Consider the following 24,591-nt stretch of genomic DNA (forward strand, 5'->3'; position numbering starts at 1 on the left):
GAGGTTTTCCTCGATCAGGCGAATTGACGGATGTCGACGAAGTGGCCGTGCACCGCGGCGGCGGCGGCCATGGCCGGACTCACGAGGTGGGTGCGTCCGCCGGCGCCCTGGCGGCCCTCGAAGTTGCGGTTGCTGGTCGAGGCGCAACGCTCGCCCGGCTCCAGCCGGTCGGCGTTCATCGCCAGGCACATCGAGCAGCCGGGCTCGCGCCACTCGAAGCCGGCGGCCTTGAAGATCTGGTCGAGTCCTTCGCGCTCGGCCTGTTCCTTGACGAGTCCGGACCCCGGCACCACCATCGCCAGCTTGACGTTCCCGGCCACCTTCTGGCCGAGTCGCTTGACCACCGCGGCGGCCTCGCGCATGTCCTCGATCCGGCTGTTGGTGCACGAGCCGATGAAGACCTTGTCGACGAAGATGTCGTTCATCGGCTTGTTGGGCTCCAGGCCCATGTAGGTGAGGGCGCGCTCGATGGCGCCACGCTTGTTGGCGTCCTTTTCCTTGTCAGGATCGGGCACGCGGCCGTCGATGGCCGTCACCATCTCGGGCGAAGTGCCCCAGGTGACCTGCGGCGGGATCTGCGCCGCGTCGAGTTCGACCACGGCGTCGAAGCGTGCATCGGGGTCCGACTGCAGCGTCTTCCAGTAGGCCACCGCCTGATCCCATTCGACGCCGGTCGGCGCGAAAGGGCGGCCCTTGACGTAGGCGATGGTCTTGTCGTCGACCGCCACCAGCCCGGCGCGCGCACCGGCCTCGATGGCCATGTTGCACACGGTCATGCGGCCTTCCATGCTCAGTTCACGGATCGCCGAGCCGCCGAACTCGATGGTGTAGCCGGTGCCCCCGGCGGTGCCGATGCGTCCGATGATCGCCAGCACGATGTCCTTGGCCGTGCAGCCCAGGGGCAGCTTGCCCTCGACCTTGATCAGCAGGTTCTTGGCCTTCTTGGCCAGCAGCGTCTGCGTCGCCATCACGTGCTCGACCTCGCTGGTGCCGATGCCGTGCGCGAGGGCGCCGAACGCGCCGTGCGTGGAGGTGTGGGAGTCGCCGCAGACGACGGTCATGCCCGGCAGCGTCGCGCCCGACTCGGGGCCGATGACGTGGACGATGCCCTGGCGCTTGCTCAGGAACGGGAAGAAGGCGGCGGCGCCGAATTCCTCGATGTTGTGATCGAGCGTGGTGACCTGTTCCTTGCTGATCGGATCGGTGATGCCGTCGTAGCCGCGTTCCCAGCCTGTGGTGGGCGTGTTGTGGTCGGCCGTGGCGACCACCGAACTGATGCGCCAGAGCTTGCGCCCCGCGACGCGCAGGCCCTCGAAGGCCTGCGGGCTGGTCACCTCGTGGACCAGGTGGCGGTCGATGTAGAGGATGGAAGTGCCGTCCTCCTCGGTGTGGACGACGTGTTCGTCCCAGAGCTTGTCGTAGAGCGTGCGTGCCATGGTGGGTTTTCCTTCGTGGGTTCTCTTGGGATTCGGGAGCGTGTCGGTGGTGGGGTGTCGGCGGCGCGGGAGCGTCCGTGCCTCAGGCGGCGAGTCCGGCGGGCGCCGGCTCGACCGCTTCGCCGGAGGCACGCAGGTGCGCGACCAGTGCCCGTGCGGCGACGGGCAAGGTGGAGAAATCGCGTGCCACGAGCCGGATCTCGCGCCGGGCCCACCCGTCCGCGAGGGGAAGGCCGCGCAGCCGGTGGCCGATGCCCGCGCGCATGAGGTCGAACGCACGGCCCGGCATCACGCCGATGCCCAGGCCGTTCTCGATCATGCGGCACATGGCGTCCAGCCCGGTCACGTGGATGCGCAATCGGAGGTTGCGGCCGGCTTCCAGGGCCGCCTGGCGCGTCGCGACATAGATCGAACTGTTGGTGTGCAGGCCGACGTGGTCGAAGTCGAGCGCTTCGGCGAACGCCACGCTTGGCGCGGACCCGTCATCACCCCCGGACTCTGCCCGCAGGAGGGCATGACCGGTCGGCACGACCAGCATCAGGTGATCGGTGCGATAAGGCTGGGTCTGCAGTTCGCTGGCCCCCTCCGGCGCGTGGCACACGCCCAGGTCGGCCGCACCTTCCCGAACGGCACGCAGCACTTCGGTGCTCAGGTGCTCCTCCAGATCGATCTTGATCTCCTCGTGCCGGTGGCGGAAGGCTCCCAGGTCCTCCGGCAGGAACTGGACGATGGCGGAGATGTTCGCGTGCATGCGAACATGGCCGCGCACGCCATCGGCGTATTCGCTGAGCTCGCCCTGCATCTTCTCGAGGCTGTAGAGCACCGAACGCGCGTGGTGCAGCAGACTCTCCCCGGCCGGTGTCAGGTCGACACCGCGGGCGTGGCGATAGAGCAGGCGCGTGGACAAGGTGGTCTCCAGGTCGGACAGGCGCTTGCTGACCGCCGAAGCGGCGATGAATTCGCGCTCCGCGGCGCGGCCGATGCTGCCCAGCTCGCACACCGCCACGAACAGCTGCAGCGAGGTCAGGTCCATGCGGCGGGCGAAACTGCGTTCTGAGGCAATCACGAAGGGGCATCGCGCGAAAAGATGGGGGGACCATATTCTCTCCGCTTCGGACGGGTCTGGCCATCGCCAAGCGAGATGGCCAAGCCATCGATGGGCGATGAACCCCAGCATCGAGCGCCCAGAAAAAAGCGGACCGAAGTCCGCTTTCTCCAACGGGGTCGACCCGATTTACTTCTTGCGCTCGGCGGCGTTCTCGATCTTCTCGCCACCCTTCTGGATGTCCTGGCCAGCGCCCTTGAACGTGTTGCAGCCTGCGAGGGGCACGGCGAAGGCAAAGGTAACGGCGATCAGTGCGGCAAGTTTCTTCATGGGAACTCCTTCGGGATTTATGGAATTGAAGTGGGTTGATCCACCGTCGAGGAGCGTAAGCAGATCGCGCGAAACACCCTGTAATCCAAAAGGCAAAAAAGCTGCCCTCGGGCAGCTTTCAGGGACAACCCGGGAAACTGTGTTGCAAATCCAACAACCCGGCGTTCGTTCCTGCGAATCAGCGCGTGGCGATCGCCTGCACGTCGCGCTGCACCGAGCCTTCGAAGAGCTGGCGCGGCCGGCCGATCTTGTACTCCGGATCGCCGATCATCTCGTTGAGCTGAGCGATCCAGCCCACGGTGCGGGCGAGGGCGAACACGGCGGTGAACAACGGCACTGGAATGCCGATCGCGCGCTGCACGATGCCCGAATAGAAATCGACGTTCGGGTAGAGCTTGCGCGAGACGAAATACTCGTCTTCCAGGGCGATCTTCTCGAGGGCCATGGCCAGCTTGAACAGCGGGTCGTTTTCCAGGCCCATCTCGGCGAGCACTTCCTTGCAGGTTTCCTGCATCAGCTTGGCGCGCGGATCGTAGTTCTTGTAGACCCGGTGACCGAAGCCCATCAGCTTGACGTTGGAGTTCTTGTCCTTGACCTGCTTGATGAACTCACCGATCTTCTCGACGCCGCCCGCCTTCTGGATGTCGTAGAGCATGTTCAGCGCCGCCTCGTTGGCACCGCCATGGGCAGGACCCCAGAGGCACGCCACGCCGGCCGCGATGGCGGCGAACGGGTTGGTCCCGGACGATCCGCACAGGCGCACGGTGGACGTCGAGGCATTCTGTTCATGATCGGCGTGCAGGATGAAGATGCGGTCGAGCGCGCGTTCGAGCACCGGGCTGACCTTGTATTCCTCGCACGGCGTGGCGAACATCATGTGCAGGAAATTGCCCGCGTAGCTCAGGTCGTTCCTGGGATACATGTACGGCTGGCCGATCGTGTACTTGTACGCCATGGCCACCAGCGTGGGCATCTTCGCGATGAGGCGGATCGCCGCGATCTCGCGGTGCTTCGGATTGTTGATGTCCGTGCTGTCGTGATAGAAGGCCGAGAGCGCGCCGACCAGCCCGGTCATGATCGCCATCGGATGGGCGTCGCGGCGGAAGCCGCGCAGGAAGAACTGCATCTGCTCGTTGACCATCGTGTGGTTGGTCACGAGCTTGGTGAAGTCGCCCTTCTGGGTCTCGTTGGGCAGTTCTCCGTACAGCAGCAGGTGGCAGGTCTCGAGGAAGTCGCAGTTGGTGGCGAGCTGTTCGATCGGATAGCCGCGATAGAGCAGTTCGCCCTTGTCTCCATCGATGTAGGTGATGTGCGACTGGCACGAGGCGGTCGACATGAAGCCTGGGTCGTACGTGAACATGCCGGTCTGCGCGTACAGCTTGCGGATGTCGATGACGTCGGGGCCCAAGGTGCCCTTGTAGATCGGCAGTTCGACGTTGTCACCGCCGTTGCTGAACGACAGGGTGGCTTTGGTGTCGGATGCTTTCATTGCGTTGCTTTCTTCAAAGAGGACATGCGAAAAGGTTGGAGGACGGGAAATTCGCGCCGGCTAGACACGCATCAGCCGCAACAGATCGACCACATCGGCCCCGGCCCATGCGGGCTCGGGCTCCTTTCGTTGCAGGAGGATGTCCAGCAGGTCCGGGTCCGAAAGGTCCATCAGGGTGTTGAGCGCCTGGGCCTGCCGGACCGTGAGGCCCGCCTCGTGCCGCTGGAAGAAGCGCTCGATGAACAGGTCGTTCTCGAGCAGGCCGCGTCGGCAGCGCCACCTCAGTTTGCTGAGCGCTCGCTCGTCCAGGGGCTGGTCGAGGTCGTCGGTGGCAGGGGCTTGCATCGAGAGGTGTCCGTTCAGATGGCGCGCCGCACCATCAGTTCCTTGATCTTGCCGATCGCCTTGGTGGGATTGAGGTTCTTCGGGCACACGTCGACGCAGTTCATGATCGTGTGGCAACGGAACAGGCGATACGGATCCTCGAGGTTGTCCAGGCGCTCGCCGGTGGCTTCGTCGCGGCTGTCGGCGATGAAGCGATAGGCCTGCAGCAGGCCGGCCGGGCCGACGAACTTGTCGGGGTTCCACCAGAAGCTCGGGCAGCTGGTGGAGCAGCTCGCGCACAGGATGCATTCGTAGAGGCCGTCGAGCTCCTCGCGTTCCTCGGGCGACTGCAGGCGTTCCTTCTCGGGCGGCACGTTGTCGTTCTGCAGGTACGGCTTGATCGAGTTGTACTGCTTGAAGAACTGGGTCATGTCCACGATCAGGTCGCGGATGACCGGCAGACCCGGGAGCGGCTTCAGCACGATCGTGCCCTTGAGCGTGAGCATGTTGGTCAGGCAGGCCAGGCCGTTCTTGCCGTTGATGTTCATGGCGTCGGAGCCACAGACGCCTTCGCGGCACGAGCGGCGGAACGACAGCGTCGGATCCTGTGCCTTGAGCTTCATCAGCGCGTCGAGCAGCATGCGCTCGTGACCGTCGAGTTCGATCTCGATGGTCTGCATGTAGGGCTTGGCGTCCTTGTCCGGGTCGTAGCGGTAGATCTGGAATGTGCGCTTCATCGTGGGGACCTTCGTTGGTTTCTTGGCTTCCGTATCGCGGCGTGCGGCCGGATCAGAACGTGCGGACCTTGGGCGGGACCGAGGCGACCGTGAGCGGTTGCAGGCGCACGGGCTTGTAGGTGAGGTTGTTGGGCTCGCTGTGCCAGAGCGTGTGCTTCATCCAGTTGGCATCGTCACGGCCGAGTGGCGAGACCGGATCGTCGGCCGGGCGCTCGTAGTCCTCGACCGTGTGGGCGCCGCGGCATTCCCGGCGGGCGGCGGCCGACACCATCGTGGCCTGCGCCACCTCGATCAGGTTGTCCACCTCGAGCGCCTCGATGCGCGCGGTGTTGAACACCCGCGACTTGTCCTTGAGCGTGATGGCCGCGACGCGTTGGCGCACGGCGGCGATCTTCGCGACCCCCTCGTCCATCGACACCTGCTTGCGGAACACCGCGGCATGCTGCTGCATGACCGTGCGGATCTCGTTGGCGACATCCTGCGCGTACTCGCCCGATGTCGAGTTCTCAAGTTCGTTCAGGCGTGCCAGCGAGCGATCGGCCGTGTCGACCGGCAGCGGCTTGTGCTCCTTGAGCTTGTCGTTGAACTGCACGATGTGGTTGCCCGCGGCGCGGCCGAACACCAGCAGGTCGAGCAGGGAGTTGGTGCCCAGGCGGTTGGCGCCGTGCACGCTCACGCAGGAGCATTCGCCCACGGCATAGAGGCCGTTGACGACGGCGCTGTGCTCGTCGCCCTTCTGGATGACGACCTGGCCGTTGATGTTGGTCGGGATGCCGCCCATCTGGTAGTGGATGGTCGGCACCACGGGGATCGGCTCCTTCGTGACGTCGACGTTCGCGAAGTTGATGCCGATCTCGTAGACCGAGGGCAGTCGCTTGTGGATCGTCTCGGCGCCCAGGTGATCGAGCTTCATGTGGATGTAGTCCTTATTGGGACCGCAGCCGCGACCTTCCTTGATCTCCTGGTCCATGCACCGCGAGACGAAGTCGCGCGGCGCCAGGTCCTTCAGGGTGGGCGCATAGCGCTCCATGAAGCGTTCGCCATTGCTGTTGAGCAGGATGGCGCCTTCGCCACGGCAGCCTTCGGTCAGCAGCACGCCGGCACCGGCCACGCCGGTCGGGTGGAATTGCCAGAACTCCATGTCCTGCAGCGGGATGCCCGCGCGCGCGGCCATGCCCAGGCCGTCGCCGGTGTTGATGAAGGCGTTGGTGGACGCCTGGAAGATGCGGCCCGCGCCGCCCGTGGCCAGCAGCACGGTCTTGGCCTGCAGCACGTGCAGGTCGCCGGTCTCCATCTCGAGCGCGGTCACGCCGACGACGTCGCCGTCTTCGTCGCGGATCAGGTCGAGCGCCATCCATTCGACGAAGAACTGGGTGCGGGCCTCGACGTTCTTCTGGTAGAGCGTGTGCAGCATCGCGTGGCCGGTGCGGTCTGCGGCCGCGCAGGCGCGCTGGACCGGCTTCTCGCCGTAGTTGGCGGTGTGACCACCGAACGGACGCTGATAGATCGTGCCGTCGGGATTGCGGTCGAACGGCATGCCGAAGTGTTCGAGCTCGTAGACCACCTTGGGGGCCTCACGGCACATGAACTCGATCGCATCCTGGTCGCCGAGCCAGTCGGAGCCCTTGATGGTGTCGTAGAAGTGGTAGTGCCAGTTGTCCTCGCTCATGTTGCCCAGCGAGGCGCCGACGCCACCCTGGGCGGCCACGGTGTGCGAACGCGTCGGGAACACCTTGGAGAGCACGGCCACGTTGAGGCCGGCGCGGGCGAGCTGCAGCGAGGCACGCATGCCGGAGCCGCCGGCCCCGACGATGACGACGTCGAACTTGCGCTTGGTGATTTGGTCTTTGGTATAGGCGGTCATGGGGTTCAGAGTCTCCAGAGCACTTGGATGGCCCAGCCGGCGCAACCCACGAGCCACACGATGGTGAAGATTTGGCAGGTAAGGCGGATGCCGATGGGCTGGACGTAGTCCATCAAAATGTTCCGCGCGCCGACCCACACGTGATACAGGATGGAGCCGATGACGACGAACGTGAGCACCTTCATCCACTGGGCGGCGAAGATGCCGGCCCAGGTCTCGTAGCCGATCGGGCCGCGCGAGAAGACGAGCTGGGCCAGCAGCAGCACCGTGAAGAGGGCCAGCAGGCCCCCGGTGACATGCTGGGCCATCCAGTCGCGCAGACCGTAGTGCGCGCCGACGACGATGCGCTTGGAGCCGTAGTTCACAGACATTTGGAGTTTTCCTTCAATACAGACCGAAGAGCTTGGCGCCGAGGACGACGGTCAGCGCGATGCTCGATGCGAGCGTGAACAGGGCCGACTTGTGGCTGAAGTTCTTGTTGACGGACGCATGGCTCACGTCCATCCACAGGTGGCGCAGGCCGGCGATCAGGTGATGGAGGTAGGCCCAGATCAGCGCGAGCGCGACGAGCTTGAGGAACCAGCCGGGCGCGAAGCCCAGGCCGCTGTTGAAGGCCGCCTTGAAGCGCGCGAAGGAGATCTCGGACGAAACCGAGGTGTCGAACATCCAGATGATGAACGGCAGCAACAGGAACATGATCACACCGCTGATGCGGTGCAGGATCGACACGATGCCCGCAGGTGGCAGCCGGTAGGTCGTCAGGTCCGTGAAGGCGTTGATGTTGCGAAACTGGCGGCGCGGCGGCCTGGAGGAGGCGAGCTCTGTCATGGGGGGCTTTCTTTGCTTTTGATGAACGACTTGTTCTTTGACAAATTTGCAAACAACACAAAATTCTATTGCAATGCACCATTCGACGGCGCATCCGGGCGTGTCGAATCGCTTTCAGCCGAGTGCGTTGCGATAGTGGTGCGTGTCGGTCCGGTACAGCGCGCGGCGCAGTTCCATGGGTGCGTCATGGTACGTGTGGGCCACCCGCTCTACGCTCAGAAGGGGCATGTCCGCAGGCAACTGCAGCAGGGCGGCCTGCTCCGCGTCGGGGTGCACGGCGCGGATGCGCTCCTCGGCGCGCACCATGCGCACGCCGAATTCGGTTTCGAACAGGGCGTACATCGGGCCGTGCCAGTCGCGCAGACGCTCCGCCGTCAGTCCCTTGAAGGGGGTGCCCGGCAGCCACAGGTCCTCCAGGATCGTCGGTACGCCGCCATAGGCCAGCACGCGACGCACCTGCAGCACGGCATCGCCCGCACGAAGGCCCAGGGCCCGTGCCACGTCGGCCGCGGCCCTCTGGCGCCGGCAGTCGACGATGGTGCGCTCGGCCGGACCCTCGGCGCGCGCGTCGCCGTGGTCGGGCACCAGGCGCAGGAAACGGTACTGCACGTGGTGCTCCGCGTGCGTGGCCACGAAGGTCCCCTTGCCCTGGCGCCGCACCACGAGGTTCTCGGCGGCGAGTTCGTCGATCGCCTTGCGCACCGTGCCCTGGCTGACGCGGAACCGGGCGGCGAGCTCGATCTCGCTCGGGATGGGCTCGCCCGGCTTCCATTCGCCGGCCTGCAGCCGTTGCAGGATCAATGCCTTGATCTGCTGGTAGAGGGGGCTGAACGACGGCGTCGCGTTCTCCGCCGCGACGTGGGCCAGGGGCGGCAGGAGGGCGGACGAAGGTGTGTTCATGGACGGGGCGAAAAGGCATATCTTATATAAGACACAAGACATGAACGAACAAAGTGAGAATCGGCACTAAAATGCCGCCCGGACTTGTGCAATGGCGTTTTCCCCGACGATCCGGCGCACGCCAGCCCCGGCGGCCGGATCCGCCCGCCGGCACCGTTTTCCATTACCTTCTGGAGTCTTTTCCCATGAGCAAGAAGCCCGTTCGCGTCGCCGTCACCGGCGCCGCAGGCCAAATCGGTTATGCCCTGTTGTTCCGCATCGCTTCGGGCGAGATGCTCGGCAAGGACCAGCCGGTCATCCTGCAGTTGCTCGAGATCCCCGACGAGAAGGCCCAGAAGGCGCTCAAGGGCGTGATCATGGAGCTCGAGGACTGCGCGTTCCCGCTGCTCGCCGGCGTCGTGCCCACCGGCGATCCGCTGGTCGCCTTCAAGGATGCCGACTACGCGCTGCTGGTCGGCTCGCGCCCGCGCGGCCCCGGCATGGAACGCGCCGAACTGCTGGCCGTCAACGGCGCCATCTTCACGGCGCAGGGCAAGGCGCTCAACGACGTGGCCAGCCGCGACGTCAAGGTGCTGGTCGTGGGCAACCCGGCCAACACCAACGCCTACATCGCCATGAAGAGCGCGCCGGACCTGCCGCGCGAGAACTTCACCGCCATGCTGCGCCTGGACCACAACCGCGCCGCCAGCCAGATCGCCGCCAAGACCGGCGTCGCCGTGGGCGACATCGAGAAGCTCACCGTCTGGGGCAACCATTCGCCCACGATGTACGCCGACTACCGTTTCGCCACGGCCGGCGGCAAGGGCATCAAGGACCAGATCAACGACCAGGCCTGGAATGCCGACACCTTCCTGCCGACCGTCGGCAAGCGCGGCGCGGCCATCATCGAGGCGCGCGGCCTGTCCTCGGCCGCCTCGGCCGCCAACGCCGCCATCGACCACATGCGCGACTGGGCGCTGGGCTCCAACGGCAAGTGGGTCACCATGGGCGTGCCCTCCAACGGCGAATACGGCATTCCGAAGGACGTGATGTTCGGCTTCCCGGTCACCACCGAAGGCGGCAAGTACAAGATCGTCGAAGGCCTCGAGATCGACGCCTTCAGCCAGGAACGCATCGACAAGACGCTCAAGGAACTGACCGACGAGCAGGCCGGCGTGGCCCACCTGATCAAGGGCTGAGCATCGCCATGCTCGACTGGAACCCCGCGCTCTACGGCCGCTACGAGGACGAGCGCACGCGCCCGGCCGCCGAGCTGCTGGCGCGGGTTCCGTTGTCCGGCGCGACGCGCGCGGTCGACCTCGGCTGCGGGCCGGGCAACTCGACCGAACTCGTCGCCCGACGTTTTCCCGATGCCGAGCTGCTCGGCATCGACAACTCCGAAGCCATGCTGGCCGCCGCGCGCACGCGCCTGCCGGCCGCGCGCTTCGAAGCCGGCGACATCGCGCGGTGGACGCCCGCCGCCGATGCTCCGCCCGATCTCATCTATGCCAACGCCGCCCTGCAGTGGGTGCCCGACCACGAGGCGCTGATCCCGCGCCTGTTCGCGGCGCTCGCCCCCGGCGGCGTGCTGGCCATCCAGATGCCCGACAACCGCGCCGAGCCCACGCATCGCCTGATGCGCGAGGTCGCGGCCGAGCCGGCCTGGCGCGAGGCCATCGGCGATGCCGACCGCCTGCGCACCGAGCTGCTGCCGCTGGCCGGCTATTACGACCTGCTCTCGCGCGACGCGGCGGCGGTCGACGTCTGGCACACCATCTACCAGCATCCGCTGGCCTCGCCCGAGGCGATCGTCGAGTGGGTGCGGGCCACCGGGCTCAAGCCCTTCATCGACCGCCTGACGCCCGCCTTGCGGACGAGCTACCTGGCCGAATACGAGCGCCGCGTCGACGCGGCCTACCCGCCACGCGCCGATGGCCGGCGGCTGCTCGCGTTCCCCCGACTGTTCATCGTGGCGCGAAAGGCGACATGACCGCATCGACGACTTCCGATCCGTCGCACCCGCGCGCGGTGCTGCTCGGCGCCCAGGCCGGTGCCGTGGTGCTCCCGGTGTGCGACCACTACAGCGGCGTCGAGGCGCGCATGCGCAAGAGCCTCGCGCTGCAGGCCGAGATGACGGCCGAATTCGGCGCCTGCGTGTTCGACGTCACGCTCGACTGCGAGGATGGCGCGCCCGTCGGCGGCGAGACCGAGCACGCCGCGCTGGTCACCGAACTGGCGCTGGGCGCCGCGCCCGGCGCCCGCGTCGGCGTGCGCGTGCATCCGGTGGACCATTCCTCGTTCGAGGCCGACGTGGCCGCCATCGCCGGCCACGCCGGGGCGCGCCTGAGCCATTTGATGGTGCCCAAGGTCGAATCGGTGGCCGACGTGGCGCGCGCCGCCGCCGCGCTCGACGCCGCCGGCGCCGCCGACCTGCCGCTGCACGTGCTGATCGAGTCGCCGCTGGCGGTGCACCGCGCGTTCGACATCGCCGCACACCCGCGCGTGCAGTCGCTGAGCTTCGGCCTGATGGATTTCGTCTCGGCCCACGCCGGCGCCATCCCGGCCGGCGGCATGGGCGCGGCCGGCCAGTTCTCGCATCCGCTGGTGGTGCGTGCCAAGCTGGCGATCGCCTCGGCCGCGCACGCGCACGGCAAGGTGCCCTCGCACTGCGTCGTGACCGAGTTCGGCGAGGCGGACGCGATGCGCCGGGCGGCGCGCCGCGCCGCGAGGGAGTTCGGCTACACGCGCATGTGGAGCATCCATCCGGCGCAGATCCGGCCGATCCTCGAAGCCTTCGCGCCCGACGCGGGCGAGATCGACGTCGCCGTCCGCATCGTCGAGGCGGCCCGGCGCGCCCAGTGGGCACCCGTCAGCATCGACGGCGTCCTGCACGACCGCGCGAGCTACCGCCATTTCTGGCAGGTGCTCGAACGCGCCCATGCCACGGGCCGGTCCCTGCCGGCCGAGGCCCGGACCTGGTTCGTACCGGCGGGGAACGGTTGACGCGTTTCCCGCTCCACTTCGGGCCTGGCCTCGGATTTGCATCGCCCCCGGCGACGCGGTCGTCTCCAGGCACTCCTCACACACCGTCCCTGTCTTCCTAGGAAACCCCGCTCCATGAAAACCAACGTCCTGATCGCTGCCGTCGCGCTGGCACTGCCCTTCGCCACGTTCGCGCAGAGTGCGGCGAACGCCGACAAGGCCAAGCCCGCGCCCAAGAGCGCCGCCGCCAAGCCCGCGGCCAAGGCGACGCCCAAGGCCGCCGACAAGACCGCCGCCGCGAAGGCCGCCGTGAAGAAGCCCACCCGCCAGATCACCCGCCGCGCCGCCAAGGCGGTCGAGGAAGTCACGCCGGTCGACACCAACACCGACGTCGCGCTCAACGACGCCGACCTCGCCGTCGCCCAGCTCGTGCACACCGGCAAGATCCAGTGCGAACTCGGCGCCGACGTGACCGTCACCGCCGACGAGAAGAAGCCCGGCTTCTTCAGCGTCTCCACCAAGGGCGCGAAGTACCGCATGCATCCGGTGGAGAGCCGCACCGGCGCGATCCGCCTGGAAGACCCTCGCGCGGGCGCCATGTGGCTGCAGATCGCCAACAAGTCGATGCTCATGAACCAGAAGATGGGCCTGCGGCTGGCCGACGACTGCCAGGCCCCGCAGCAGCTCGCCTTCGCCGACGAGATGAAGAAGAACCCGCCCAAGAGCCTGTTCGAAGGCGCCGATCCGCAGCCCGGCGCCGCCGGCAAGTAAGTCAGTTCCTTTCAGCCCTGGAGAAAAAGATGTTGCAAGCCTACGTTGACCATGTCGCCGAGCGCGCCGCGCTCGGTATCCCGCCGCTTCCCCTGACGGCCAAGCAGACCTCCGAGATGATCGAGCTGCTCAAGACCGCGCAACCCGGTGCCGACGGCGAGTTCCTGCTCGACCTGCTGACCCACCGCGTGCCCGCGGGCGTCGACGATGCGGCCAAGGTCAAGGCCAGCTACCTCGCGGCCGTGGCGCACGGCACCGAGAAGAACCCGCTGCTCTCGCGCGAACGCGCCACCGAGCTGCTGGGCACCATGCTGGGCGGCTACAACATCGGACCGATGATCGACCTGCTCAAGGACGAGCAGGTCGGCGCGGTCGCCGCCGAAGGGCTGAAGAAGACGCTGCTGATGTTCGACCAGTTCCACGACGTCAAGGAACTGGCCGACGGCGGCAACGCCCACGCCATCGCGGTGATGCAGAGCTGGGCCGACGCCGAGTGGTTCACCGACCGTCCCGAGGTGCCGCAGCGCATCACCTTCACCGTCTTCAAGGTCCCGGGCGAGACCAACACCGACGACCTGTCGCCCGCGCCCGACGCCACCACGCGCCCGGACATCCCGATGCACGCGCTGGCCATGCTCAAGAACAAGCGCGACGGCGCCGCCTTCGAGCCCGAGGAGGACGGCAAGCGCGGCCCCATCAGGTTCATCCAGGACCTCGTGGCGCGCGGCCTGCCGGTGGCCTACGTCGGCGACGTGGTCGGCACCGGCTCCAGCCGCAAGTCGGCCACCAACTCGGTGCTCTGGTTCACCGGCGAGGACATCCCCTTCATCCCGAACAAGAAGTTCGGCGGCGTCTGCCTGGGCGCCAAGATCGCGCCGATCTTCTACAACACCATGGAAGACGCCGGCGCGCTGCCCATCGAGCTGGACGTGAGCCAGATGGAGATGGGCGACACCATCGAGCTGCGCCCCTACGAGGGCAAGGCCCTGAAGGACGGCCAGGTCATCGCCGAGTTCCAGGTCAAGAGCGAGGTGCTGTTCGACGAAGTGCGCGCCGGTGGCCGCATTCCGCTGATCATCGGCCGTGGCCTCACGGGCAAGGCGCGCGAGGCGCTGGGCCTGCCGGCATCGACGCTGTTCCGCCTGCCGCAGGCCCCCGCGGACAGCGGCAAGGGCTTCTCGCTCGCGCAGAAGATGGTCGGCCGTGCCTGCGGCCTGCCCGAAGGCCAGGGCGTGCGCCCCGGCACGTACTGCGAGCCGAAGATGACCTCGGTCGGTTCGCAGGACACCACCGGCCCGATGACGCGCGACGAGCTCAAGGACCTGGCCTGCCTGGGCTTCTCGGCGGACCTCGTCATGCAGTCGTTCTGCCACACGGCGGCCTACCCGAAGAAGGTCGACGTGAAGATGCACCACGAGCTGCCCGACTTCATGGCCACCCGCGGCGGCGTGTCGCTGCGCCCGGGCGACGGCGTGATCCACAGCTGGCTCAACCGCCTGCTCACGCCCGACACCGTCGGCACGGGCGGCGACAGCCACACGCGCTTCCCGATCGGCATCAGCTTCCCGGCCGGTTCCGGCCTGGTCGCCTTCGCGGCGGCCACCGGCGTGATGCCGCTGGACATGCCCGAATCGGTGCTGGTGCGCTTCAAGGGCACGATGCAGCCGGGCGTCACGCTGCGCGACCTGGTCAACGCCATCCCGCTCTACGCCATCAAGAGCGGCCTGCTGACGGTCGCCAAGCAGGGCAAGAAGAACATTTTCTCCGGCCGCATCCTGGAGATCGAGGGCCTGCCGGACCTGAAGGTCGAACAGGCCTTCGAACTGAGCGACGCGTCGGCCGAACGCTCGGCCGCCGGCTGCACCGTGCACCTGAACAAGGCGCCGATCATGGAATACATCAACAGCAACATCACCCTGATGCGCTGGATGATCGCCGAGGGCTATGCCGACGCCCGCACACTGGCGCGCCGCATCGCCGCCCAGGAAGCCTGGCTGAAGGACCCGCAGCTGCTCAAGGGCGACGAGGACGCCGAGTACGCGGCCGTCATCGAGATCGACCTGGCCGACATCCATGAACCCATCGTGGCCTGCCCGAACGACCCGGACGACGTGAAGACGCTGTCCGACGTCGCCGGCGCCACCATCGACGAGGTGTTCATCGGCTCGTGCATGACCAACATCGGCCACTTCCGCGCGGCTTCCAAGCTGCTCGAGGGCAAGCGCGACATCCCGGTCAAGCTGTGGATCGCGCCGCCGACGAAGATGGACGCGCAGCAGCTGACCGAGGAAGGCCACTACGGCGTCTTCGGCAACGCCGGCGCGCGCACCGAGATGCCCGGCTGCTCGCTGTGCATGGGCAACCAGGCACAGGTGCGCGAGGGCGCGACCGTGATGTCGACGTCCACGCGCAACTTCCCCAACCGCCTGGGCAAGAACACCTTCGTCTACCTCGGCAGCGCCGAACTCGCCGCGATCTGCTCGCGCCTGGGCCGCATCCCGACGAAGCAGGAGTACATGGACGGTGTCGGCGTGCTGGACGCGTCCAGCGCGCAGATCTACCAGTACCTCAACTTCGACAAGATCGAGGACTACCAGTCGGTGGCCGACGGCGTCGCCGCCTGACGCGCGGATCGATGCGCACGGGGCCAGCGCCCCGATGACGAGGCCCACTCCGGTGGGCCTTTTTCATGGGCGCCGCGCCGCGACGGGCCGAGGCCGTCAGTCGATGGCCGGCTGCACCGTCGTCGCGACGGCGGTGGCCGCCAGCCCCGCGGCGATGACGGCCAGCAAGGTGTCGCCGAACCCGCCACGGGCACGCGCATCGGCGCGTGCGCTCGTCGTCACGCGCGGCGCGGCGCTCCAGGCGATGCGCGCGCCGCTGGCCTGGAGCGCCTCGACCAGCGCCACGTCCTCGCTGCAGGCCAGCGGCTGGAAGCCGCCGGCGCGCTCGTACGCTTCGGCCGAGACGCCCAGGTTCGCGCCGTGGATGTGGCGGTGACCGTCCATCTCGTGATAGGTGACGGCGAAGTGGTCACGGATGAAGCCGGCCTGGTCGCCATGCGCGCTCCAGTCCGCCACGCCGATGCAGCCGCAGACCGCGTCGGCGTCCAGTTCGAGCTGGCGCACCAGCCAGTCGGGCGCGACCCGCGTGTCGGCGTCGGTGAACGCCAGCCAGCGCGCGCCGCGCGCCAGTAGCGCCGACGCCCCGGCCGCCCGGGCCCGGCCGACGTTGCGCGCCGCGATCGACAGGGACGCCACGCCGTGCGTCCGCACGATGTCCGCGGTGGCGTCCGCGCAGCTGTCGAGCACCACCAGGAGTTCCACCGGCTCTCCGGCGAGGCCGGGATGGCGTGCCGCCAGCGCCAGCGCGGCGAGCGTGCCGCCGATGTGGTCGGCCTCGTCGTGCGCGGGAACGATCACGCCGATCACCGGATGCCTTCGCGTTGCGCGACCGAGCGGGCGTCGCGGCACCAGACGTCGAGCACGAAGTCGTCCTCGACGTGATGCACGGTACGGGCCAGCCCCAGGTCGGCCAGGGCGGCGTGCACGGCATCGGTGGACAGTGCCCGGGCATCGAAGTCGGGCCGCCAGTGGCAGGCCGCCAGCACGCCGTCCTCGGCCAGCGCGTCGTGGCAGCGGGCCGCCAGCGACCGCATCGCCTCCGCATCGAGGAAATAGCCGAGTTCGCCCACGACGATGAGGTCGAAGGTGCCTTCGGGCCAGTCGCGCGGCAGCACGTGCGAGGCGATGCGCACGTTGGCGAGCGTCGCCGTGCGCGCGCGGGCCGACGCGAGCGCGCCCGGGCTGAAGTCGCTGGCGAGCAGGTCGTCGCAGCGCATGGCGAGTTCGGCGGTCGTCTCGCCGGCGCCGCAGCCCGGCTCGTAGGCGCGGGCGTAGCGCGGATGGGGCAGGGCGGCGAGCAGCGCGGCGCGCTTGCGTGCCTCGTACCAGCGCGTGCGCAGGCCGTAGGGATCGGGACTGTCGCCGTAGAGGCGCTCGAAGTAGGTCAGGCGGTCGGTGGTGCCGTTCCCGCCGTCGTTCCCCCCGTTGTCCATCGCGCTCATGCGAACACCACCTCGAACGGCCGCCGGGCCCGCTCGACCGTGGTGGGCCGCAGGATCGGTCCGGCGCCGGTCGACGGGTCGGGCAGCAACTGGCTGCGGAAGGCTTCGACGGCGTCGGCCTTGCGGCGCGCGATCGGAGCGTCGAGCGTCACGCGGTGCGCGCGCGACCAGGGCAGGCGTGCATCGCCCGCCGCCGCCCAGTGCCAGGCCCAGACCGGCACCTCCACGAGTCGCAGCGCCATGCACGCGGCCACCGCGGCGCAGGCCTGGCCGGTGGCCTCGTGGTCGGGATGGCCGTCGAGACGCCACGTGGTGAAGACGACGTCGCCCGGGCGCAGGAGGGCGGCGATGCGCTCGGCCAGCGTGCCGCGCAATCCCATCAGGCCGCCGTCGGGCAGACCCAGGCGGCGCACTTCGCACCACGACAGGCCCAGCCGGGCGAGCGCCTGCTCGGTCTCCAGGGGACGCTCGCGGCCCAGCCGCTCGGGCGGCCACAGCGGCGACCCGTCGTGGCTGCCCGTGCCGTCGGTCGCGGCCACGACCAGCAGTTCGCGTCCCAAGGCGGCCAGGTGCCCGAAGAGGCCGCCGACCGACAGCACCTCGTCGTCCGGGTGCGGCGCCACCACCACCGCGCGGCAGCCCGGTGGCACCAGGGTGGCGGGCGCGATCTCGGGCAGCCGCCGCCGGGTCAGCCAGGGAAGCCAGTCGGCTTCCGGCGTGCCGGCGCCTTCGATGGCGCGGTCGTTGGCGGCCTCGTCCGCCGATGGCGGCTCGGCGGCGGGCGATGGGTTCACAGGGTCCACGGGGAATCCTCGTCGATGACCAGACCGGCGCCGAGCGACGCCAGGTCGCGCTCGGCGTGGCTCTGGCGCAGGAAGACCGGCAGGTCGGCCATCGCCCGCGCGAAGCGCGCATCGCGGCACAGCGGACCGGCGCCCAGCGCCCGGCCCGCGTGGTCGAGCACCCGGGTCGCCGCGTCCTCGACCGTCAGCCGCGCGCGCGACGCGGGACGCTGGGCATCGGCGCGCGGATGGGCATCGATCCACGCCGCCGTCTCGCGCAGCGTGGCGGCGGCCCCGGCCAGCGCGACATCCATGGCTCCCAGATGCGCGAGCCGGTGCGCGTCGGGTTTCGACCCCAGCCGGCGGCGTGTCATTTCGGCGATGCCCTGGGCACCGCCGTACCAGCAGGCGGCGATGCCGGCGCCCCCCTGCCAGAAGCCGGGACGCGCCACGTAGGCGCCGGGCCGGCCGACCGGGGTCGCCAAGGCGCCGTCGAAACGCACGTCGACGCTGCCCGTGTCCGCCATGCCCACGGCGTGCCAGCCATCGGAGGTCACCGTGACGCCCGGCTGGTCGAGCGCGACGGCGGCCAGACAGGGTTCGCCCCGGTCGTTCCAGGCGCTGAGCAGCGCGTGCGTCGACATGGCGGCGCCCGAGCACCAAGCCTTGGTACCGTGGAGCCGGACGCCCCGGCCGTCCGGGTCGGGGCGGAGTTCGACACGCGCATCGGGCGGCTCCGCGCACCAGGTTCCCCAGCGGCTCGCGGCCGGTGGGGGCGGACCGTCGAGTTCGGCCAGGATGGCCAGGGCGTCGGTGTGGCCCTCGTACAGCTTCACCAGCGCGAGATCCCGTGCGGCCACGGCGGCCAGTGCCCGCCAGCGTGCGAGCGTGCGGCCCGCGCCGGGCCGTGGCAGACGGTCCGTGTCCGCCCCGATCAGGGCCTGGAGCGTCGGCGTCGCCGATCCGGCGGCGAGCAGCGCGGCGAGCCGGACCAACACGTCGTCATCGCGGGGCGACACCGGGCGTCTTCCGGCTCAGAGATCGACCTTCTTGTGCTCGCCGAGGTTCTTCGGCACTTCGCCGGTCAGGGCGGCCTTGGCCATCTTCAGCAGCTGGACCATCTTGCTGTCGTCGACGTCCCAGTACTCGGCTTCCTCGATGTGCACCGCCAGCAGACCGGTGTTGGGATCGGTCGGGCCGTTGGGGAACCAGGCCTTGGCCATGGGATTGAAGAGTTCCTGCTTCTTGGCGAGGTCGTCGAGCATCGAGGCACGGCCGGCCACGGAGACATAGCTGTCGCTGTCGGTGTTCGCGTAGGCCACGTTCACGACGCCGTCTTCCGCCACGTGGCGAGCGATGTCGCCGTCGGCGGGCACGAAGAAGTACAGCGTGGCGTGCTCGTCGAGGTCCTTGTTCTGGGTGGTCAACGGGTGGCTGTGCAGCAGGCCGTCGTGGTGGCGGTGCGTGAGCATGCCGAAGCGGGTGTCCTTGATCAGCTCCCAGAGTTTCTGGTGGGTGTTGTCGTTCGAGTCGGCCATCTGGAAGTTCCCGTTGTGTGGTTGGTGACCGGAGCACCCTACTGGCGGCGGGCGCCCCGCACCGGCCTTCCCGTGGCTGATGATCGTGTCGTCCTGAACCGACGAAAGTCCTGGCCCACCAGGCTGTCGCGGTCGCCGACGATCGAGGCGACTCCGTCCTACGCGCGCTGGTCGGCGGTCCGGGTGACGGTCGCGGCATCGGGCTGTTAACGTCCGATGTCGATGTCCGCGGGACCGGATCCATCCCCGTGCCGATGTCGCCCCCCACGTTCGCAGCCATTCCCAAGGAGCCCCTCATGGCCACATCCGCCCCGCACGCGTTCGCCTCCACGCTCAAGACGTTCCGAACGCCGTCGGGGCGTTCGGGCCGGTACTGGTCGCTCAAGGAGCTCGCCAAGCAGTATCCGAGCGTGTCGCGTCTGCCGGTGTCGATCCGCATCGTGCTGGAGTCGGTGCTGCGCAACTGCGACGGCCTGAAGGTCGGCGAGGACAACGTCAAGCAACTGGCCCACTGGCTGCCCAACGCCGAGCGCACCGACGAGATCCCGTTCGTCGTCGCCCGCGTGGTGCTGCAGGATTTCACCGGCGTGCCGCTGCTGGCCGACTTGGCCGCGATGCGCAGCGTGGCCGCGCGACTGGGCAAGTCGCCCAAGGCCATCGAGCCGCTGGTGCCGGTCGATCTGGTGGTGGACCACTCGGTGATGGTCGACCACTACGGCACTCCGCAGGCGCTCGATCTCAACATGAAACTGGAATTCCAGCGCAACCACGAGCGCTACCAGTTCATGAAGTGGGGCATGCAGGCGTTCGACACCTTCGGCGTCGTGCCGCCGGGCTTCGGCATCGTCCACCAGGTGAACCTGGAGTACCTCGCGCGCGGCGTCTACAAGCGCGCCGACGACACCGACGAGGTGCCGGTCTACTACCCCGACTCGCTGGTGGGCACCGACAGCCATACCACCATGATCAACGGCGTCGGCGTGGTCGGCTGGGGCGTCGGCGGCATCGAGGCGGAGGCGGCGATGCTCGGCCAGCCGGTCTACATGCTCACGCCCGACGTGGTGGGCTTCGAGCTCACCGGCAAGCTGCGCGAGGGCGTCACGGCCACCGACCTGGTGCTCTACGTCACGGCCATCCTGCGCGGCGAGAAGGTGGTGGGCAAGTTCGTCGAGTTCTTCGGTCCCGGCGCCGCCTCCATCGCCGTCCCCGACCGCGCCACCATCGGCAACATGGCGCCCGAGTACGGCGCGACGATGGGCTTCTTCCCGGTCGACGACATGACGGTGGCGTACTTCCGGGGCACCGGCCGTACCGAAGAGGAGATCGAGCGGTTCGAGGCCTACTACAAGGCGCAGGGCCTGTTCGGCATGCCCGCGCCGGGCGACATCGACTACACCAAGATCGTCAAGCTCGACCTGGGCACCGTCACCCCGAGCCTGGCCGGCCCGAAGCGTCCGCAGGACCGCATCGACCTCGGCCACCTCTCGACCAAGTTCTCCGAGCTCTACAGCAAGCCGAACAACGCCAACGGCTTCAACCAGCCGGCCGACAAGCTCAAGGCCCGCTTCGCGCTCCCGCCGGCATCGTCCGGCGGCGCGGCGGACAACGCCGAGGCGCCGCCCACGGCGCCCGGCGAACCCCGGCAGGTGGTCGAGATGGAGGCCAATCGCCCAACCCGCGAGGCGGCCGACACCAGCGCCTCGGCGGCGGCCTCGACCGTGCCCGACGGGGCGGACGCCGGCATCACCATCGGCAACGGCGACGTGCTGATCGCCGCCATCACCTCCTGCACCAACACCTCCAACCCGAGCGTCATGCTGGGTGCCGGCCTGCTGGCGAAGAAGGCGGTGGAAGCGGGGCTGAAGGTCAAGCCGCACGTCAAGACCTCGCTGGCGCCAGGCTCGCGCATCGTCACCGAATACCTGGAGAAGGCCGGCCTGCTGCCCTACCTGGAACAGCTGGGCTTCTACCTGGCGGGCTACGGCTGCACCACTTGCATCGGCAACGCGGGCGACCTGACGCCGGAGATCAACGAGGTCATCACCAAGAACGACCTGGTCGCGGCGGCCGTGCTGTCGGGCAACCGCAACTTCGAGGCCCGCATCCATCCCAACCTGAAGGCCAACTTCCTGGCCTCGCCGCCGCTGGTGGTGGCCTTCGCCATCGCCGGCAACGTGATGGTCGACCTGATGACCCAGCCGGTGGGCCAGGGCACGGGCGGCAAGGACGTCTACCTCGGCGACATCTGGCCGACCCCCCAGGAGATCGACGAGAACCTGCGCCACGCCATGAACGCCAAGGCGTTCCGCGCCAACTACGACAAGGTCCGGACCGACCCGGGCGAGTTCTGGACCAGCATCCAGGGCACGACCGGCGAGGTCTACGACTGGCCGACGTCCACCTACATCGCCGAGCCGCCGTTCTTCGAGGGCTTCGAGATGACGCCGCAGGCGGGCGCGGCACCCGGCTTCGAGGGCGCGCGGATCATGGCGCTGTTCGGCGACTCGATCACCACCGACCACATCTCGCCGGCCGGCGCCATCAAGGACAGCTCGCCCGCCGGCCTGTGGCTCAAGGCGCACGGCGTCGGCAAGGCCGACTTCAACAGCTACGGCTCGCGCCGGGGCAACCACGAGATCATGATGCGCGGCACCTTCGCCAACGTGCGCATCAAGAACCTGATGCTGCCGCCGGACGACAAGGGCACGCAGGAGGAGGGCGGCTACACGCTGTTCCAGCCGGGCAACGAGAAGATGGCGATCTACGACGCCGCCATGACCTACATCGACCAGGGCGTGCCCACGGTGGTCTTCGGCGGCGAGGAGTACGGCACCGGCTCGTCGCGCGACTGGGCCGCCAAGGGCACCCAGCTGCTGGGCATCAAGGCCGTGGTGGCACGCAGCTTCGAGCGCATCCACCGCGCCAACCTGGTCGGCATGGGCGTGCTGCCGCTGCAGTTCCGCGGCGCCGACTCCTGGCAGAGCCTGGGGCTGACCGGCCACGAGCGCATCGACGTCGTGATCGAGGGCGCGCTGCGGCCGCAGATGGACGTGAAGCTGGTCGTGCACCGGCCCGACGGCAGCCGCCAGGAAGCCACCGTGCGCCTGCGCATCGACACGCCGATCGAGGTCGACTACTACCTCCACGGCGGCATCCTGCCGTTCGTGCTGCGGCAACTGCTGGCGGCCTGAGCCGGCAGCGCGGAAGGGAAAAGCAGGCGGTTCGGCCCAGATCGAGTTGAGAATGGTTAGCATCTGGCTTTTGACATCGCGCAGTCCGCCGACGCGACGCGCGTCCCGCCCGTGCCCCATACCGACTCCGACGCAGCGCCGCTGCAGGCCGCCGTGCTGCGGCTCGACCAATTCCCGTCGCACCAGTGGGCGACCGTCATCGACCTGCGCCGCCCCGAGGCGGCCGAGGACCGCGACCTCGTCCTGCGCCTGACCGAGATCGGCTTCGTACCCGGCGAGGCGGTGCGCATCGTGGCCAGCGGCCAGCCGGGGCGCGAGCCATTGGCCGTGCGCCTGGGCCACACCACCTTCGCCCTGCGGCGCCACGAGGCGTCGTTCATCCACGTCACGGCCGGGGCGACGCGGCATGGCTGAGGCCACGCTCGTCTTCCATCCGGGCGCCGCGCGTTCCGGGGCTCCGGCGTCCGATGCGCCGCCGGAGCGCATCGCCCTGCTGGGCAACCCGAACTGCGGCAAGACCGCGCTGTTCAACCTGCTGACCGGCAGCCGCCAGAAGGTCGCGAACTACGCGGGCGTCACGGTCGAGCGCAAGGAGGGCGTGCTGGAGACCGCTGGCGGGCGCCGCGTCTTCGTGCTGGACCTGCCGGGGGCCTACAGCCTGAACGCGCTGTCGGCCGACGAGGCCGTCACCCGCGACATCGTCACCGGCCGCAGCAAGGAGGCGCTGCCCGACCTGATCGTCTGCGTCACCGACGCCACCAACCTGCGCCTGAACCTGCGCCTGGTGCTGGAGGCCCGGCAGCTCGGCCTGCCGATGGTGGTGGTGCTCAACATGACCGACATGGCCAGGAAGCAGGGCATCGCCGTGGACACCGCGGTGCTCTCGCGCGAACTGGGCCTGCCGGTGATCGAGACCGTGGGCGTGCAGGCCGGCGGCGCCGACCGGCTGCTGGCCGCGCTCGACGCGCCGGTGGCCGCCGCGGCGCCGGTGCCGTGGATCGCGCCCCGGCTCGACGACGTGCTCGCCACGCAGCGCGAGGTCCGCCGCATCCTGGGTCTGGCGGTCACCGAGCCGGTCGGCAGCCTGGCCGCGAGCGACCGCATCGACCGCGTGGTGCTGCATCCGGTGTGGGGCATGGTGGTGCTGGCCGTGACGCTGTTCCTGATGTTCCAGGCCGTCTTCAGCTGGGCCAACGTGCCCATGGACCTGATCAAGGGCGCCACCGAGGCGCTCGGCGAACTCGTCGGCCGCCTCCTGCCCGAGGGCCTGCTGCAGAGCCTGCTGGTCGACGGCGTGGTGGCGGGCCTGGGCGGGGTGATCGTCTTCCTGCCGCAGATCCTGATCCTGTTCCTGTTCATCCTGGCGCTGGAGGATTCGGGCTACCTGCCGCGCGCGGCCTTCCTGCTCGACCGCGTGATGGGCACCGTCGGGCTGTCGGGGCGCTCGTTCATCCCGCTGCTCTCGAGCTTCGCCTGCGCCATCCCCGGCGTGATGGCCACGCGCACCATCAGCAACTGGCGCGACCGCCTGACGACCATCATGATCGCGCCGCTGATGACCTGCTCGGCGCGGCTGCCGGTGTATGCCCTGCTGATCGCCGCGTTCATCCCCGAGCGCACGGTCGGTGGCGTCTTCAACCTGCAGGGCGTGGTGCTGTTCGGGCTGTACGTCTTCGGCATCGTCTCGGCGATGGCCGTGGCGTGGGTGATGAAGCGCTTCCGCCAGGCGGGCGACGCCGGCGTGCATTCCCCGCTGCTGATGGAACTGCCGGCCTACCGCTGGCCGAACCCGCGCAACCTGGCGCTCGGCCTGTACGAGCGCGCCTGGATCTTCCTGCAGCGCGTGGGCACGATCATCCTGACGATGACCATCCTGCTGTGGTTCCTCTCGACCTTCCCGTCGCCCCCCGAGGGCGCCACCGGCCCGGCCATCCAGTACAGCGCCGCCGGCGTGATCGGCGGCTGGCTGGAGCACGTCTTCGCGCCGATCGGCTTCAACTGGCAGATCTCCATCGCGCTGGTGCCGGGCATGGCCGCACGCGAGGTGGCGGTGGGTGCGCTGGGCACGGTGTACGCGCTGTCGGCGACCGGCGAGGGCGTCGCCACGGCGCTGGAGCCGCTGATCGCGACCAGCTGGTCGCTGGCGACGGCGCTGTCGCTGCTGGTGTGGTTCGTGTTCGCACCGCAGTGCCTGTCAACCCTGGCGGCGGTGCGCCGCGAGACCAACTCCTGGCGCTACGTCTGGATCATGGCCGGCTACCTCTTCGGGCTCGCCTACCTGGCGTGCTTCGTCACCTACCGCATCGCGCTGGCCCTGGGCTGGGGCTGA

23 protein-coding genes are annotated in these 24,591 nt (G+C 68.7%); 8 read left to right on the top strand and 15 right to left on the bottom strand.

Going from position 1 to position 24,591, the window contains the following annotated elements; all coding sequences use genetic code 11:
* Positions 1–14 precede the first annotated feature (14 nt).
* From leuC to NF681_07925, 10 genes are all read right to left on the bottom strand, one after another.
* Entirely contained in the window at positions 15–1,436 is a 1,422-nt protein-coding gene (gene leuC, locus NF681_07880; protein UST55085.1) for a 3-isopropylmalate dehydratase large subunit, read from the bottom strand.
* 82 nt (positions 1,437–1,518) lie between these two features.
* On the bottom strand, positions 1,519–2,502 hold the full coding sequence (locus NF681_07885; GenBank protein UST55086.1) for a LysR substrate-binding domain-containing protein: 984 nt from the start codon (positions 2,500–2,502) through the stop codon (positions 1,519–1,521).
* 168 nt (positions 2,503–2,670) lie between these two features.
* Complete coding sequence (locus NF681_07890) at positions 2,671–2,811, bottom strand: entericidin A/B family lipoprotein (GenBank protein UST55087.1); 141 nt, start codon at positions 2,809–2,811, stop codon at positions 2,671–2,673.
* 178 nt (positions 2,812–2,989) lie between these two features.
* Positions 2,990–4,300 carry a citrate synthase gene (gltA, locus tag NF681_07895; protein UST55088.1) on the bottom strand — a complete coding sequence of 437 codons (1,311 nt, stop codon included), beginning with the start codon at positions 4,298–4,300 and terminating at the stop codon, positions 2,990–2,992.
* A gap of 60 nt (positions 4,301–4,360) precedes the next feature.
* Complete coding sequence (locus NF681_07900) at positions 4,361–4,645, bottom strand: succinate dehydrogenase assembly factor 2 (GenBank protein ID UST55089.1); 285 nt, start codon at positions 4,643–4,645, stop codon at positions 4,361–4,363.
* Between the two features lie 14 nt (positions 4,646–4,659).
* Complete coding sequence (locus NF681_07905; protein ID UST55090.1) at positions 4,660–5,361, bottom strand: succinate dehydrogenase iron-sulfur subunit; 702 nt, start codon at positions 5,359–5,361, stop codon at positions 4,660–4,662.
* Positions 5,362–5,413: 52 nt separating this feature from the next.
* Positions 5,414–7,225, bottom strand: a complete 1,812-nt coding sequence (gene sdhA, locus NF681_07910) for a succinate dehydrogenase flavoprotein subunit (GenBank protein UST55091.1) — start codon at positions 7,223–7,225, stop codon at positions 5,414–5,416.
* Positions 7,226–7,230: 5 nt separating this feature from the next.
* Positions 7,231–7,596: a succinate dehydrogenase, hydrophobic membrane anchor protein gene (gene sdhD / locus NF681_07915; GenBank protein UST55092.1), complete on the bottom strand. Its 366-nt coding sequence runs from the start codon at positions 7,594–7,596 to the stop codon at positions 7,231–7,233.
* Between the two features lie 13 nt (positions 7,597–7,609).
* Positions 7,610–8,053, bottom strand: a complete 444-nt coding sequence (sdhC, locus tag NF681_07920; GenBank protein ID UST55093.1) for a succinate dehydrogenase, cytochrome b556 subunit — start codon at positions 8,051–8,053, stop codon at positions 7,610–7,612.
* 114 nt (positions 8,054–8,167) lie between these two features.
* Positions 8,168–8,953 carry a GntR family transcriptional regulator gene (locus tag NF681_07925; GenBank protein ID UST55094.1) on the bottom strand — a complete coding sequence of 262 codons (786 nt, stop codon included), beginning with the start codon at positions 8,951–8,953 and terminating at the stop codon, positions 8,168–8,170.
* A gap of 185 nt (positions 8,954–9,138) precedes the next feature.
* Here NF681_07925 and NF681_07930 point away from each other — a divergent pair, with 185 nt between their 5' ends.
* The 5 genes from NF681_07930 (at position 9,139) to NF681_07950 (ending at position 15,309) form a co-directional block, all read left to right on the top strand.
* Positions 9,139–10,131, top strand: coding sequence for a malate dehydrogenase (locus NF681_07930; protein ID UST55095.1), 993 nt, complete (start codon positions 9,139–9,141; stop codon positions 10,129–10,131).
* An 8-nt stretch (positions 10,132–10,139) separates the two neighbouring features.
* The gene (gene tam, locus NF681_07935; protein UST55096.1) at positions 10,140–10,922 is read left to right on the top strand and encodes a trans-aconitate 2-methyltransferase; all 783 of its coding nucleotides are present in this window, start codon (positions 10,140–10,142) and stop codon (positions 10,920–10,922) included.
* Complete coding sequence (locus tag NF681_07940; protein ID UST55097.1) at positions 10,919–11,935, top strand: aldolase/citrate lyase family protein; 1,017 nt, start codon at positions 10,919–10,921, stop codon at positions 11,933–11,935. The genes tam and NF681_07940 overlap by 4 nt, the downstream gene beginning before the upstream one ends.
* Positions 11,936–12,049: 114 nt before the next feature.
* On the top strand, positions 12,050–12,685 hold the full coding sequence (locus tag NF681_07945; protein ID UST55098.1) for a hypothetical protein: 636 nt from the start codon (positions 12,050–12,052) through the stop codon (positions 12,683–12,685).
* A 29-nt stretch (positions 12,686–12,714) separates the two neighbouring features.
* Positions 12,715–15,309, top strand: a complete 2,595-nt coding sequence (locus NF681_07950; GenBank protein UST55099.1) for a bifunctional aconitate hydratase 2/2-methylisocitrate dehydratase — start codon at positions 12,715–12,717, stop codon at positions 15,307–15,309.
* A gap of 96 nt (positions 15,310–15,405) precedes the next feature.
* Here NF681_07950 and NF681_07955 read toward each other — a convergent pair whose 3' ends face one another.
* From NF681_07955 to NF681_07975, 5 genes are all read right to left on the bottom strand, one after another.
* Positions 15,406–16,116 (bottom strand): glycosyltransferase, encoded by a 711-nt coding sequence (locus tag NF681_07955; GenBank protein UST55100.1) that lies wholly within the window; start codon positions 16,114–16,116, stop codon positions 15,406–15,408.
* Positions 16,113–16,751 carry a class I SAM-dependent methyltransferase gene (locus NF681_07960; protein ID UST55101.1) on the bottom strand — a complete coding sequence of 213 codons (639 nt, stop codon included), beginning with the start codon at positions 16,749–16,751 and terminating at the stop codon, positions 16,113–16,115. The genes NF681_07955 and NF681_07960 overlap by 4 nt, the downstream gene beginning before the upstream one ends.
* Positions 16,748–17,545 (bottom strand): PIG-L family deacetylase, encoded by a 798-nt coding sequence (locus tag NF681_07965; protein ID UST55710.1) that lies wholly within the window; start codon positions 17,543–17,545, stop codon positions 16,748–16,750. The genes NF681_07960 and NF681_07965 overlap by 4 nt, the downstream gene beginning before the upstream one ends.
* Complete coding sequence (locus tag NF681_07970; GenBank protein UST55711.1) at positions 17,542–18,471, bottom strand: acyl-CoA/acyl-ACP dehydrogenase; 930 nt, start codon at positions 18,469–18,471, stop codon at positions 17,542–17,544. Before NF681_07970 ends, NF681_07965 begins: the two co-directional genes overlap by 4 nt.
* 96 nt (positions 18,472–18,567) lie before the next feature.
* Positions 18,568–19,071: a pyridoxamine 5'-phosphate oxidase family protein gene (locus NF681_07975; GenBank protein UST55102.1), complete on the bottom strand. Its 504-nt coding sequence runs from the start codon at positions 19,069–19,071 to the stop codon at positions 18,568–18,570.
* A 296-nt stretch (positions 19,072–19,367) separates the two neighbouring features.
* Between NF681_07975 and NF681_07980 the strand changes: the two genes are divergently transcribed.
* From NF681_07980 to NF681_07990, 3 genes are all read left to right on the top strand, one after another.
* Positions 19,368–22,262 (top strand): aconitate hydratase, encoded by a 2,895-nt coding sequence (locus NF681_07980; GenBank protein UST55103.1) that lies wholly within the window; start codon positions 19,368–19,370, stop codon positions 22,260–22,262.
* Positions 22,263–22,373: 111 nt separating this feature from the next.
* The gene (locus NF681_07985) at positions 22,374–22,676 is read left to right on the top strand and encodes a ferrous iron transport protein A (protein UST55104.1); all 303 of its coding nucleotides are present in this window, start codon (positions 22,374–22,376) and stop codon (positions 22,674–22,676) included.
* Positions 22,669–24,591: a ferrous iron transporter B gene (locus NF681_07990; GenBank protein UST55105.1), complete on the top strand. Its 1,923-nt coding sequence runs from the start codon at positions 22,669–22,671 to the stop codon at positions 24,589–24,591. The genes NF681_07985 and NF681_07990 overlap by 8 nt, the downstream gene beginning before the upstream one ends.

It is taken from the genome of Comamonadaceae bacterium OTU4NAUVB1 (assembly GCA_024372625.1).
Classification (GTDB): Bacteria; Pseudomonadota; Gammaproteobacteria; order Burkholderiales; family Burkholderiaceae_C; genus Variovorax.